Raw genomic sequence first — 13,726 nt, forward strand, 5'->3', positions numbered from 1 at the left:
CGTCCTATGAAACCAGAATTTCAGGCCAAATTTTTACAATATCTCAATAGCACCCGCAAGGAAGATGAGGGTTTCACCCTGATCGAACTGCTCGTTGTGATCATCATCATCGGTATTCTTGCTGCGATCGCGCTGCCCTCCCTCCTGGGTCAAGCCAACAAAGCCAAACAATCAGAAGCCCGCAATAACGTCGGCGCTATGATGCGGGGTCAACAGGCTGCGTTTCTTGAAAACCAAGGATTCACAAGCAGTGTTGAAGCCCTTGGTTTAGGTATTCAAACCCAAACAGTTAACTATCAGTACAGGATGGTGACTGGGGGTACTATTCAAGTTGCAGGTGCAACTATCGGTTCCCAGGCAGTTCGGGTCTATGCCACTCCAATTAAGCCTGCTTTGAAATCCTATGTTGGTATTGTAGCCACCCTCTATGCCGGTACAGGTAACCAATCAGGAGAGTCCACAACATCTGCAAAACTTTGCGAAACAATCAAAACAGGTTCACCTCCTGTGGCCAGCTTACCAGCACCTGGTGGTACTGGTCCTCAAGAGTTAGATTGTGCTAAGCTGCCTGATGTTGAGAGCGCTGGCTGGAAAGACTTAGGTAGCTAAGTTAACGCTGAACTGTTAGCTGCTAACGTTTAAATATTTTTTAAAAACAAAGATGAGTTGCTAGCAACTCATCTTTGTTTTTAAAGGCTCTGGAAATAACCTTGTGAACCTATTATGTCTCTTGATCATCCTCACAGCCTCTATCGCAGCGGTCAATACGCCGAAGCTGTTCAACAGTATGAAACCGCTATTCAAGAGAATGTGGACTGTAAAGAGAATTACTGGTACTTAGGAATCGTACTGTTGTTGGGGGGACAACACGAAGAAGCTCAGGCAACATGGTTAATGGCAATGTTTGGAGGTGAGGATTATGAAATCGAGCAATGGCAACATGAATTACTAGATATTCTCAAGCATGAAGCCTTCTTTCAAGAAATCAATGTTGATGTTAACCATGGATTAATTATTCGAGAGAAAATTCAAGAGCTGTTTCCAGATCTACTAGATAATAACCTCCAGGTTCTGCGCCTCCATCTACAGCGCAAGACTTACCAGAGAGAACAGCTAGAAGCGGCTAATTTAATCGAACTTATTCAACACCATGCTGAACCCTTCGATCATTTGCTATTCATGGTAGTGATCCAGGAACTATTGAACATTGATCCGACCCATGAACCACTCTTAGAGTTAATTCAACTCAGTATTCCTTTCTTTGAACAATCTTCGCATCAGCTTGACTATATCAATCTTCTGGGACAAGCAGCTAAAAATATTGGCTATATTCAATATCAGCCCGAAATTGCTGCCGCAATTTGTGAAGCGGCCCTACAACTTGATCCAACCAATACCGAACTAACAGCCTCACGCGCCGAATTTTATCAAAATGGTGACCAATACTATAAAGGAATTGAAGCAGCCAAAAAACATCTCGCGCTAGTAACATCCTTAGCCGATCGCATTGATGCTATGAAGCTTGTATTGAAGTCGTTAGTGATCACGGGGGGACGCTGGGACGAAAGTACAGCGGTTTTTCAAGAGCAACAGACATTATTTGAGAAATTTGTTAGGATTCAGCCTCAAGATTTAAGCCTCGAACAAGTGTCCCGACTATTTAATAGCTATTTCTTTGCTCCCTATTTTCATGACCAACCAGAACAAACCCACCATATTCAACAGCAAATCACCCAAATTTGCGCCGAAAATACCGCCCGCCACACTCCCCAACGCCAAGCCCGCTTCCGCCAAGGCCACCGCGATCGCCTCTCCACTCGTCCGGCTGATCGCAAGCTGAGAATTGGCTATCTTTCCTTTTGTTTGCGACGGCATTCGGTAGGCTGGTTGGCACGGGCGTTATTTCAACATAGCGATCGCGAAAAATATGACACTTACGCCTATTTGGTCACGATGCCAGAGCACCAAGAATCCCTACAAGATTGGTATATTTCCCAAGTGAATGGTGCTTTCAAATCAACGAATGTGGCCAGTTTAGCCGATGCGATTTTTGAGGATGAAATTGATATTTTAATCGAACTGGATAGCATTACTGTAGACACAACTTGTAGTGTGGTGATCTTGAAGCCTGCGCCGATTCAGGTGACATGGTTGGGGTGGGATGCGTCGGGGATTCCGACGATTGATTATTTCATTGCCGATGATTATGTGTTGCCCGATGATGCCCAGGATTACTATCAGGAAAAAATTGTGCGGCTGCCCAATAGTTATATTGCCTGCGATGGGTTTGAGGTGGGCTTGCCGACCCTGCGCCGGGAAGATTTAGACATACCGACGGAGGCGATCACATTCTATAGCGTCCAAAAAGGCTATAAACGCCACCCCGACACGATGCGTTTTCAGTTGGAAATTATTAAAAATGTTCCCGGTAGTTACTTTTTAATCAAAGGCTCCAACGATACGGAAGATATGGAAAAGGCATTTTTGGCCCTCGCGGATGTGGTGGGGGTGGAGCGCGATCGCCTCAAATTCCTCGGTGTGGACTTAGCCGAAGCCAACCACCGCGCCAATATGGCGATCGCCGATATCATCCTCGACACCTACCCCTACAACGGCGCAACCACCACCATGGAAACCCTCTGGATGGGCATCCCCCTCGTCACCCGCGTCGGCCAACAGTTCGCCGCCCGCAACAGCTACACCATGATGCTCAACGCCGGAATCACCGAAGGCATCGCCCACAGCGCCGCCGACTATGTGGATTGGGGGGTGAAGTTGGGCACGGATGCCGAATTACGTCAGCAGGTGATGTTGAAATTACGGGCAGCGCGGCGATCGGCTCCTCTCTGGAACGGTCGGCAATTTGCCCGCAATATGGAAGCCGCCTACGACCAAATGTGGGCCGACTATGTAGCGGCTAATTTGCCAGAGTCCGATCGAGAAAGTGGTTGAGGATCGGCATCTTTTCGCGCTCTAATCCGTCATCATGAATATCAATCAGCCCTAGGGGTTTTCCTGTCTAGCTGACGCTGATGGCTATCTTTTTTTAAATTGGTTGAGGTTTTTTGTTATGGCGTTCTCCTCCCTGCGGACTGTGGTGCAATCGGCGAGTCTTGCGATGGTTGTCACCCTGGCGACCTTCCTACCCAGCACGGCCGCCTATGCTGCTAAGGATATTGTTTTGACCTACGGCTTTCTGCGCCATTCGATCCCAGTGTCAGAGATTACCCGCTTTGCGGAAACGGGGAAACAATCCCCCTCCTTGGGATTATTGGTGAGCTTGAGCCAACAAGACCCCGCCCTGCTCCGGGAGGCTCTGAATCGGACTGTGCCGGTGAATTATCTTGTGCTGCAAGGCGCGTTGAACAGTTCCCACGGGGATAGTATCTTGGCGGAAGCGGGCCAGGTGGTTCACCCGGATAGCCGCGAGGAAAGTGTGCCAGCGTTGCGGGCGGCGATCGCTACCTCAGCCCAAGATAATCGAGTGTCCCTGTTAGAATTTTTTGAAAATTATCCCACCGACACGATGTATGTGGATGGCGAAAAATTGATGGAGGCGGTGCAGCGGGCGCGTCCGATGATTGAAGCGGCGGGCGACGGGATTGAAACCGTTGAAGATGTACTCGGAGCTTTGGGGTTCTAACCCATGGGGAGCATCCCACTTTGGCACATCTAGATTGTATAGTCCTCATCCCCCAACTCCTTCTCTCAAGAAGGGGGAAGGGGAGACGGATTCAGAAATTCCTCGCCCTGCTTGGGAGAGGAATTTAGGGTGAGGGGTTGCGTAACTGGGATGTTCCCAAGCAATGGGTGTGCAGGCTGATGCGATCGCAGTGGAACCGGCAATGACCCGAAGATTTTTTGAAAGCCGCCCATGATACCGTACCGTAGATCTGAGAATAGCCCTGTGGCTGTGAATCTATCCCTAAAATTGCCTCAAATGCTCATGAATTATTCATCCCAACCCTCTGTTGTCCATGCCCATGTTTGGATTTCTGGCAAAGTGCAGGGGGTTGGCTATCGCTTCGCCACAGTGGCACGGGCACAGCAAGCAGGCATCCGGGGCTGGGTACGCAATCTTGACGATCGCCGGGTTGAAGCGATTTTTGAGGGGCCCAAGGTAAGGGTGGAAAAAATGGTGGATTGGTGTCATTCTGGGTCAGATGCTGCCATTGTTCAGCGGGTAGAAGTTGAATATCGGGCGGTGCAAGGGTTTAAGACGTTTGAGGTGCGCTATTGAAGGTGGGATTTAGCCAGAGTTGAGCACTGCTGTGAGGAATTGACGGCAATTGTGTCAAAATGTAAAGCGTGTGGATCACTTCTTCGACTCAACAAGCACTAACCCCCACTGCCCTCGCCCTCGGCAACTTCGACGGCGTTCACCGAGGGCATCAGACCGTGATGGCCCCCATCGCTCGCCCGCAATTAGGCGAAAGCCCCCTGGTGTCTACGGTGGTGACCTTCGACCCCCATCCCCGCGAGTTTTTTTCCGGCGATCGCCGCCCCCTCCTTACCCCCTTAGCGGAAAAAGTCCAGCAGCTAGAAGCCTTTGGGATTGAGCAATTGGTGCTGTTGCCCTTTACGGCGGCATTGGCGCGGATGACTCCCCAGGCATTTGTAGACGAGATTTTAATCGCCCAACTCCAGGCCCAACGGGTTAGCGTCGGGGCGGATTTTTGTTTTGGGCGCGATCGCAGCGGTACGGCAACGGCCTTGCAAGCGATCGCTGCCGCCTCTGGTTGTGAAGTGTTGATCACACCCCTCCATTGTCACGACACTGAACGGGTGAGTAGTTCCGGAATTCGTCAGGCCTTGGCGGCGGGGGATGTGGCGATCGCCGCTGCGGCCCTCGGTCGCCCCTACACCCTGAACGGCGTAGTCGTCCAAGGCCAACAACTGGGCCGCACCATCGGCTTCCCCACCGCCAACTTGCAGGTTCCCGACCATAAGCTGCTGCCGCGCCACGGTGTCTATCGGGTGCGGGTGTCCAGTGCGGCGGGTCTGAGGAACCTAACCGGCGTGATGAATATCGGCTGTCGTCCCACGGTCTCCGGAACCAAGCCGACGATTGAAGTGCATTTACTCGATTGGTCGGGGAATCTCTACGGCGAAACCCTCGCGATCGCGATCGAAAAATTCATCCGCCCTGAACAAAAGTTTCCCTCTCTCGATGCCCTCAAAGCGCAAATTGCAGCCGACTGCCAAGGGGCCCGGGTCTAAAAGCGGACAGAGACAAGCCTGAGCGGCCAGAAATTGGCGAAAACGTCCGTGTAGTTGTGCAAATCTTGCCCTGAACCCCTAAAATCCAAACCATGATTAGTCCTCCCTCTTCCGCTATGAGCGATCGCATCACCCGTCTTACCGAATCCCTCGCCCGCGTCATTGTCGGCAAAGATCACGCCATTCGCCTCGTGCTCACTGCCCTGATCAGCGGCGGCCATGCCCTCCTTGAAGATGTGCCCGGTGTGGGGAAAACTCTGCTCGCAAAATCCTTAGCGCGATCGATTAACGGCAAATTCCAGCGCATCCAATGCACCCCCGACCTGCTCCCCTCCGATGTGACGGGAACCAATATTTGGAACCCCAGCAGCCGCGAATTTGAATTTCTAGCGGGCCCCGCCTTCGCCAACATCCTCCTCGCCGACGAGATCAACCGAGCCACCCCCCGCACCCAATCCGCCCTCTTAGAGGTGATGGAAGAGGCCCAAGTCACGATCGACGGGGTGGCTCTCACCGTCCCCGCGCCCTTTTTCGTGATCGCCACCCAAAACCCCATCGAATACCAAGGCACATTCCCCCTCCCCGAAGCCCAGATGGATCGCTTTACCCTCTCCCTGTCCTTGGGCTATCCCACGGAATCCGAAGAACTGGTGATGTTGCAGCGTCATCAAACCATGAGCATGACAACCCTCGAACCCTGCATCACCACCGAAGAAGTGCTCGAACTCCAAGCCCAAGCGCGTCAAGTCGCCGTGACTCCGGCGCTGCAACAGTATATTCTGAGGTTAGTACGAGCCTCGCGATCGGATGCAGAGGTGGTTTTGGGGGTGAGTCCGCGTGGAACGGTGGCCCTCCAACGTGCGGCCCAGGCCTATGCCTTAATTGATCGGCGCGACTATACGCTACCGGATGATGTCAAGGTGTTAGCGCCCTATGTATTAGCCCATCGGATGATTCCGGCGGGTGGAAAGCAGGCTAAGGTGATTATTGAACGATTGTTAGATACTGTGCCGGTGGATTGATATGCAAAGAATTCAAGGGATACGGCAATGGTTGGCGGGGGTATTGGTGCTATTTATGGGGGCAGTGTTGGGGTTGGGGTTAGCGATCGCCCTCCATCCCCAACCCGTCCAAGCTGCGATCGATCCGACCAAATCCGTCGATCCCGTCCCGGCTGAACTGACCCTTAAACGAGATGTCTATGTAGCCCGCTGCGGCAGTTGCCATGTGGCTGTCCCACCCGCTTTATTGCCCCGTGAGCGATGGGTGGAACTCCTCGAAAACCCGATGCAGCATTTTGGCGTGAACCTCCGCCGCAGCCAAGGCAATATCCCCCCGCTGTCTAATATTGACGTGCGCCTGATGTGGGACTACGTGCGCAACTTTTCCCGCCCCGCCGGGCGAGAAGAAACCCTCCCCTCGACCCTCTCCGCTTCACGATTTTTCCGCGCTCTCCATCCCAAAGTTGGCGACTATTGCCGCCAAAATGAAGCGTTAAGCTGTCCGCCGACGGTATCGGTGCAAACCTGCGTTCTTTGTCACACCAACGCCCGTGCCTACGACTACCAAACCCTCGCGCCAGTATGGGAGGATGCCCCTTAATGTCCGATCAAACCCTCAACTGAATTTAGGGTGTTCATCAAAAACTCCTTGTGGAAACCCCCACCTCGCACCGCAGGTGGGGGAGGAAACAAGCGTCAGGCAGCGGGGTTAAATGCCCCACTGACTGACAATCTCTGCGGGCAACTGACCAAAATACCCGTGGCGCGATAGAGTAGCTCAACCTTGGCAGCACTAAACTGCCCAATACGCTTCCCAGTGAACTCAGAAACAGAAACTTGCCGAGTTGTATCCCCACTCACATAGCCCACCGAGACGCGACCTGCCATCTCAGCCCGCACTAGATCGCCCTTCCGGAATCCATGGCGGGTTACTGTGCCCCCATATTTGCGGCGTAGACCCTTTTTACGGGGAACCATGAGGTGCAGTTGCCTGCGACTGATGGGTGGCCGTTTAATCACCACAAATGGGGCAGATGTGAGCTTAACCTCTCCAAACCAAAGATAACCGTGACTGCGTTTCCGGTGGAAGGGACGATACTCGATGAAGTATCCACAGGCTAAAGCGATACCATCTACCGCATGGGTTTGGGGAATTTGTTCTGCTTTGTCCTGAGACTTCTTCAATCCCAGGGTAGAGCGAAGTTGAGCGGTGCCATTGCCATCCTGCTGCCATCCGTAGCGAGTGTAGACAGGGGCAATCTGCTCCATTTTCTCAATGGCGTAGGCTTGCCCCACCATGACCGGAGAGAAACCTTGCCCAGATTTTGCTCCCTTTCGACCTGAGGTTAAGTCCACGTCGGCGCGAACTTTCTCGTAGCCAATGGTGGCAATGGGGAATAGTTGGGACAACTCCTGAACAACTCGAAACTCTAGGTCTCGGTTGGCTCGGATACTGGGGGGCACTTTCTGCTGTTTACGGTTGTTAAATCGCTTTTGGCGATGATTTCGTAGCTGGAAGGGTAACTCTCGATTAATCCGCCGACTGCGGCGAGAACGCCGTAGCATTCTGCGATGATCCATCCGTTCACGCACCTTGGGGTAGGGGAGTTCTAGGTGGGACTGGAATAATGTCGCTTGAGCGGATTGAACGGCAATCCCTGAATAGAGTTTGCCGGGATCGACCCCGACCACGATGGGCTGGGTATTACGACCCGATGGCTCCGCTTTCAGGCGCACTGCCTTGATCCGTAGATTGGTTTTCACCCATTGGGCCTTGCCCTGCGCTACCCACTTTTGAGCGCGACTACTCTTAGTGGGCATGGCAGGAGTACCATCAGGGTTTTGGACTGGGATGCGTTGCATGGAAGATAATTCCAAAACTACAGGTCTCTTCAGCCAGTGAGTACGGTGTTTCTGGGCTGAACCCACTCCCTGAGATTCCAGGGCCTTACAAATAATCCGATTTAGAGAAGCAACCGGAAGTGTTGCCGTACTAACCTTGGTGGCCTATTCGCAGCTACGACCGGGTTATCTCCGGTCACTCCCCCACCTCGGCGGATGCCAGGTGGGGGTCATTGAAGCTCACAATCGTTTGGTGACATACTCCAGACAGCAATACAAGTATACGCTTCTGGCTTCTCCCACCTACTGCATCTGTAACGATCTCTAGTTCTAGAGCGTAGGATTCGAGCTTTTTAGAGTGAGGAAGATGCCCAGCCCCACTTTTTAATTCTCTCTCTCTGCATTAATTACGTTTTTTGCTTTTCCAGAAAACGTATTCCAGCGATGGGTGTCTACTCTGTGCATTGCCCGAAAGAAAGGCGTAGAAGGGAAATCAGCTCAGCTCAATATTTGCCACGCTCTTCAGTAGACATTCCACTGGAGAACTTGCCAATTTCACTTCGTTGCTTTGGCGGACTATCCTTCCCGACGTTGACCGCAAGCGGTACAACGCGGGGCTGTCGTCCATAGCTCAAAGGCTGATCAATTCTTGCAGAGAGGCTTCTAACCAAATTCTAATTCGGGTGGAAGATCGCGAACGGCTTCACCCATAACGGCAAGGTTATACAACACGGCCCGGATTGTCTTTCGATCATCTTGAAAATCATCGAAGGTTCTTTCATTCGTGAACTCTCGGATTTCAGCACACCAAAGTCCTTAAGTGTGAGCCTCTGACTCACTCTTGCTATAGAGGCTCACAGCTTAAGTGATGCATAAGCCCTCTCCCGTGGGAGAGGGTTAGGTGAGGGCAGTTAGGTTAACGCCGCTGCTTGGGGGTGGAGGGGGGTTTCGCTGCTGTTGAGGGCGGCGCTGAGGCGATTCAAGGCCCCAATGTAGGCGCGGGCCGAGGCGACGATAATATCGGTATTGGCGGCATGGCCGGAGAAGGTGCGGCCCTCGTGGCGGAGACGGATCGTGACTTCGCCCATCGCGTCGATGCCTTCGGTGACGGACTTGACGGAATATTCGATCAGGTCGTTGGGGATATTAACGACGCGGTTAATCGCTTTGTAAACGGCATCGACGGGGCCAGTGCCGATCGCGGCATCGGTGAGTTCTTGGCCGCTGGGGGTGCGGAGGGTGACGGTGGCGGTGGGCCGGGCGCGATCGCCACAGGAGACCTGCACTAATTCGAGATGGAACAGTTCGGGAACCTGTTGGGTTTCGTCATTAACGATCGCTTCTAAATCGAGATCGCCGATTTCCTTTTTCTTGTCGGCCAGATCTTTAAACCGCAAAAATGCCTTATTCAATTCCGTTTCCGACAGGTCATAGCCCAAGGTTTGGAGGCGATCGCGAAACGCATGGCGGCCCGAATGCTTACCCAAAACAATCAGATTTTTCGTTAAGCCGATGGATTCCGCATCCATGATTTCGTAGGTGAGGCGATGTTTCAGCACCCCATCTTGATGGATACCCGACTCATGGGCGAAAGCATTAGCCCCGACGATCGCCTTATTCGGCTGCACGAGCATCCCCGTCAAATTCGACACCAGGCGCGAGGTTTTGTAAATCTGCGTCGTGTCGATATTGCACAGGGGTTCGGTGGATTCTGCGGGCCGTCCCAAAAAGGGATTGTAGAAGCCGCGCCGCACATAGAGCGCCATCACCAATTCTTCGAGGGCGGCATTGCCGGCCCGTTCGCCGATGCCGTTGATCGTGCATTCCAGTTGTCGCGCCCCGTTTTGCACCGCTGCGAGGAAGTTCGCCACCGCCAAACCGAGGTCATTATGGCCGTGGACGGAAATGATCGCCTGGTCAATGTTGGGGACATTTTCTTTAATGCCGCGAATCAACGCGCCGAACTCTTCGGGGGTGGTGTAGCCAACGGTATCAGGAATATTAACCGTTGTTGCCCCGGCGGCGATCGCCGCTTCCAACACTTCATAGAGGAATTCCGGATCACTGCGCCCCGCATCTTCGGGGGAAAATTCAATATCGTTGATCAACGATTTCGCATAGCCCACCATCTCCGGCACGATCGCTAAAACATCTTTGCGGCTCTTACGGAGTTTGTATTCTAAATGAATATCCGAGGTGGCGATAAAGGTGTGAATCCGACCGTTGGCGGCGGGTTTGACGGCTTCGGCGGCTTGGCGGATATCTTCTTTTGTGGCCCGCGCTAACCCGCAGATCGTCGGTCCGCCTTCGATGCCCACTTGATCGGCAATTTTCTGCACCGCTTCAAAGTCCCCCAGGCTCGCACGAGGAAAGCCCGCTTCAATGACATCTACACCCAGTCGCGCCAGCGATTTTGCGATCGTCAGCTTTTCGTCCACGTTCAGGGTTGCACCGGGAGACTGTTCACCATCCCGGAGGGTTGTGTCAAAGATAATAATGCGGTCTTGCTCGTTTGCCATGGATAGTACTTCCTTACTAATTTAAGAGGTCAATGGAAGGATAGCCCCAAACTTCTAGGGTAACGAAATTTACCCAAGAGCGGAACATTAACCGGCGTTTAATTACCGTGGGGAATGGTGTGGTGTTCGAGAACGCGGTGAATGGCTTGGGCGCGGCGGCGTTGATCCTGGGCGACACAGTCCCAATCGCTGACGGGGCGATTTTCGCGCCGACAAATGCCGATTAAACCGCTGGCATCAATGCGATCGCGCCGTCGAAAGGCTTCCACCCGCGCCCAAACGATCGCCATTTCCCCGGTTTTCCCCTGAGCACGGGCGGCGGCATATTGAGCGGGAAACTGCACCGAAACCCAAGGACTCGCTTGATTGTAGAGATCCACAGCATTGATAAACACTTCGATGTGAACGCCCGGATCAAGGCCCGCGCTTTCAAGATCCGCCACGAGTTTCGGCAACCGTTGCTGAACCCGTTCTAAGCATTTTTGGTCGGCACGATTCGCATCGCCGCCGCCCCGCCCTTGGTCGGAGCACCAGCCTTGATTGCGGCGAAAATTGCCCGGATCGGTGTGGCCCCAATAGAGGGAGGTGCGATCGCCCGATACCGTTAAATTCCCTTCCGCATGGCCAATGGCCAACACCCCCACTGCATCCACCGAGGCAAACAGGTCTTCGGTCATCGGGGGCAGGGGTTTCGTGGTGGTGAGCAGTTGATGGAGAGAACCGGGCAAGGCCAGCAGCAGCGTCCGCACGGGGGGCGAGGCAATCACACAGAGCAGCATAATCACCGTCAGGGTTCCCATGGCAATGTGCCAATCCAGGGGGTCACGGGTGGCAGACCAACGGCGCAGAGACCGACGGGGGCGAGGGGGGCGTTTCATCCAGGCGGGGAAGCTGAATTAGGTCGGGGGGCTCACGCTTAAAATTAGCACAGCTTTACTAGTTTGGCGGTGGAGATGGGGGGCGATCGCAGGGTGGGGAAACGATTGCTATATGATGGCCAACAGCCGAGCTATCGCCGTGAGCCGATGACCCAAGAAGAGCAACTGAGTTTATTCGGAGCCTCCGAACCTGTTCCCGCTGGTGAACCCACCCCAGCGGTTCCGTTTGAGTTAATCCCAACGCGGGCCGATCTCCCCATTCCCCCCGGAACCTATGATGATTTGACACAATTGGCGACCCATTGCCGGAGTTGCGATCGCTGCGGCCTCAGTGAACATCGCACCCATGTGGTGGTGAGTCGGGGCAACCCCAACGCCGATATTTTGATCGTCGGGGAAGGCCCGGGCCAACAGGAAGACGAAACCGGCCAGCCCTTCGTCGGTCGCTCCGGTCAATTGCTCGAAAAAATTCTCGCCTCGGTCAATCTCAACACGACCGAGGATGTCTACATTGCCAACGTGGTGAAATGCCTAACGGGGGACACCCTGATCGCTACGGAATTGGGCTATCGGCCCCTGGGTTGGATTGTGGAAACGCGCTGGGCGGGGCGGGTGCTGACGGTGGATGAGCAGCGGCAATTGGTGTGGCGGCCCGTGACCCATTGGTATACGTCACCCTTGGCGGGGCGATGGTTGTATCGGGTCAGTTTTGTGGATCAACTCCACGGTTATACTGCCACGGGGGATCATCCGGTGTTGACGCGGCGGGGTTGGGTTCCGGTGGATGAGTTGACGGCGGGCGATCGCGTCGCGACGGGAATCCCCCAACGCCGTCCCGTTGTGGCCGGGCGCAGCAGCGATCGCCCCGAAGCGGATTTTCACGACTATCTCGGCCAACCCACCACCTGGGCCCCGGTCAAAAAAGAACTCCTCACCCCCCAAGCCAGCGACACCCCGGTGTATTGCATTGATGTGGCGGAAACGGCCAACTTTGTCACCCTGGCGGGGGTGGTGCATAACTGCCGTCCCCCCGGCAATCGCACCCCTTTACCCGCCGAAGTGGAGGCCTGTCGCCCCTATCTCCTCGAACAAATTCGCCTCGTTGATCCGAAAATCATCCTGTTTGCCGGGGCTACAGCCATGAAGGCCCTGACGGGAAAAAAAGAAGCGATCACCAAAATTCGCGGTCAATGGTTGAACTGGAACGGCTACGACTGCATGGCCCTGTTTCACCCGGCCTATTTACTGCGGAACCCCTCGCGGGAGAAGGGCAAGCCGAAATGGTTGATGTGGCAGGATATCCAGGCGATTCGGGACAAATACGATGCTCTCCGGGCTGACAATCCGGGCTGATCATTCGCGATCGCTCTCCACATAAAACGTCACCTGCAACGCCCCATAGCGGCGGCGTAGTTCTGCTTCGAGTTCCCGCACCAGTTCATGGGTGAGGGGTTCGTAGTGGTGGTCAATGATCAGGTGCATTTGGAGATAGACAAACTGACCGACAATGCCCCGCGACCGAATCCGATCGCACCGTTTCACCCCATCCACATTGCGGGCGATCGCCGCCAGCACATCCGGCGCGATCGCCGTTTGTTCCACCAACAGGGGAAATTGCCAGGCGATCACCTGCCAGACCCGATCCAACGCCACTAACCACAAAATCAACGCCACGATTAAATCAATCAACGGCTCGCCAAACCACACCCCCCACAGCCCCGCCATCACGAAAAACGATAGCCCCGTTTCAATAAAAAGCTGCTTGGTATTAAAAGCGAGGATGGGGTGATGGAGTTGGCGGGCTTGGTAACCACAGAAACAGGCAAGACCGAGGGGAATGGCGCTGATCATGCCTAACAGTTGCACGAGGGGAATCCCGATCTGGAGGTCAAAGGGGAGGGGTTGACGTTGGGCGATCGCCATCAGTTGCGGCACAAACATCGACGCAAACAGCACCGTCATCAACGTCAACAGGGCAATCAAGACAAACGTGGCCAAGGTTTCCCGCTGACCATGGCCGTAAATCATCCGCCCATCGGGATGATCCGCATTGACAATCGAGAGCAGGCTAAAGAGGGTATTAAAACAAATAATCAAGGTATGGAAGGCTTGCACGATCAAACTCAGCGATCGCACCTCCCACCCCAGGGAGCCTTTCACCCACACCACCAACACCATCAACCAAAGAATGGCCCCCAAGAGCAACCGAATCTGCCAATCCGACTGAGTCCCCTTCTGCATCATCATTTTATCGCCAGGGTTTCGC

13 protein-coding genes and 1 pseudogene are annotated in these 13,726 nt (G+C 53.9%); 9 read left to right on the forward strand and 5 right to left on the reverse strand.

Features of this window, described 5'->3' with window-relative positions; translation table 11 throughout:
* Positions 1–6: 6 nt before the first annotated feature.
* The 7 genes from SPI6313_RS08495 (at position 7) to SPI6313_RS08525 (ending at position 6,822) form a co-directional block, all read left to right on the forward strand.
* On the forward strand, positions 7–609 hold the full coding sequence (locus tag SPI6313_RS08495) for a type IV pilin-like G/H family protein (RefSeq protein ID WP_084669189.1): 603 nt from the start codon (positions 7–9) through the stop codon (positions 607–609).
* Positions 610–723: 114 nt separating this feature from the next.
* A complete protein-coding gene (locus tag SPI6313_RS08500; RefSeq protein ID WP_072620606.1) occupies positions 724–2,952 on the forward strand; it encodes an O-linked N-acetylglucosamine transferase, SPINDLY family protein in 2,229 nt (742 codons plus the stop codon).
* Positions 2,953–3,070: 118 nt separating this feature from the next.
* Positions 3,071–3,643: an alpha/beta hydrolase gene (locus SPI6313_RS08505; protein WP_072620607.1), complete on the forward strand. Its 573-nt coding sequence runs from the start codon at positions 3,071–3,073 to the stop codon at positions 3,641–3,643.
* 303 nt (positions 3,644–3,946) lie between these two features.
* The gene (locus SPI6313_RS08510) at positions 3,947–4,240 is read left to right on the forward strand and encodes an acylphosphatase (protein ID WP_084669190.1); all 294 of its coding nucleotides are present in this window, start codon (positions 3,947–3,949) and stop codon (positions 4,238–4,240) included.
* Between the two features lie 68 nt (positions 4,241–4,308).
* The gene (locus tag SPI6313_RS08515) at positions 4,309–5,220 is read left to right on the forward strand and encodes a bifunctional riboflavin kinase/FAD synthetase (protein ID WP_072620609.1); all 912 of its coding nucleotides are present in this window, start codon (positions 4,309–4,311) and stop codon (positions 5,218–5,220) included.
* Positions 5,221–5,336: 116 nt separating this feature from the next.
* Positions 5,337–6,242: an AAA family ATPase gene (locus SPI6313_RS08520; protein WP_072620610.1), complete on the forward strand. Its 906-nt coding sequence runs from the start codon at positions 5,337–5,339 to the stop codon at positions 6,240–6,242.
* A gap of 1 nt (position 6,243) precedes the next feature.
* Complete coding sequence (locus SPI6313_RS08525; protein ID WP_072620611.1) at positions 6,244–6,822, forward strand: hypothetical protein; 579 nt, start codon at positions 6,244–6,246, stop codon at positions 6,820–6,822.
* Between the two features lie 95 nt (positions 6,823–6,917).
* Here SPI6313_RS08525 and SPI6313_RS08530 read toward each other — a convergent pair whose 3' ends face one another.
* From SPI6313_RS08530 to SPI6313_RS08545, 4 genes are all read right to left on the reverse strand, one after another.
* A complete protein-coding gene (locus SPI6313_RS08530) occupies positions 6,918–8,084 on the reverse strand; it encodes an RRXRR domain-containing protein (protein ID WP_072620612.1) in 1,167 nt (388 codons plus the stop codon).
* Positions 8,085–8,726: 642 nt separating this feature from the next.
* On the reverse strand, positions 8,727–8,861 hold the full coding sequence (locus SPI6313_RS25355) for a HepT-like ribonuclease domain-containing protein (protein WP_084669191.1): 135 nt from the start codon (positions 8,859–8,861) through the stop codon (positions 8,727–8,729).
* Between the two features lie 113 nt (positions 8,862–8,974).
* Positions 8,975–10,582 (reverse strand): 2-isopropylmalate synthase, encoded by a 1,608-nt coding sequence (locus SPI6313_RS08540; protein WP_072620613.1) that lies wholly within the window; start codon positions 10,580–10,582, stop codon positions 8,975–8,977.
* 98 nt (positions 10,583–10,680) lie between these two features.
* On the reverse strand, positions 10,681–11,460 hold the full coding sequence (locus SPI6313_RS08545; protein WP_084668955.1) for a hypothetical protein: 780 nt from the start codon (positions 11,458–11,460) through the stop codon (positions 10,681–10,683).
* A 147-nt stretch (positions 11,461–11,607) separates the two neighbouring features.
* On the opposite strand from SPI6313_RS08545, the pseudogene SPI6313_RS25060 reads away from it, so the two are divergent.
* A pseudogene (locus SPI6313_RS25060) lies at positions 11,608–11,985 on the forward strand (uracil-DNA glycosylase); the annotation flags it as partial.
* A 432-nt stretch (positions 11,986–12,417) separates the two neighbouring features.
* On the forward strand, positions 12,418–12,813 hold the full coding sequence (locus SPI6313_RS25065) for a uracil-DNA glycosylase (RefSeq protein ID WP_425443122.1): 396 nt from the start codon (positions 12,418–12,420) through the stop codon (positions 12,811–12,813).
* Here the strand turns inward: SPI6313_RS25065 and SPI6313_RS08560 are convergent, their stop codons facing one another.
* Complete coding sequence (locus SPI6313_RS08560; protein ID WP_072620614.1) at positions 12,814–13,707, reverse strand: cation diffusion facilitator family transporter; 894 nt, start codon at positions 13,705–13,707, stop codon at positions 12,814–12,816.
* Positions 13,708–13,726 lie beyond the last annotated feature (19 nt).

Origin of the sequence: Spirulina major PCC 6313 (assembly GCF_001890765.1) — a bacterium.
Classification (GTDB): domain Bacteria; phylum Cyanobacteriota; class Cyanobacteriia; order Cyanobacteriales; family Spirulinaceae; genus Spirulina; species Spirulina major.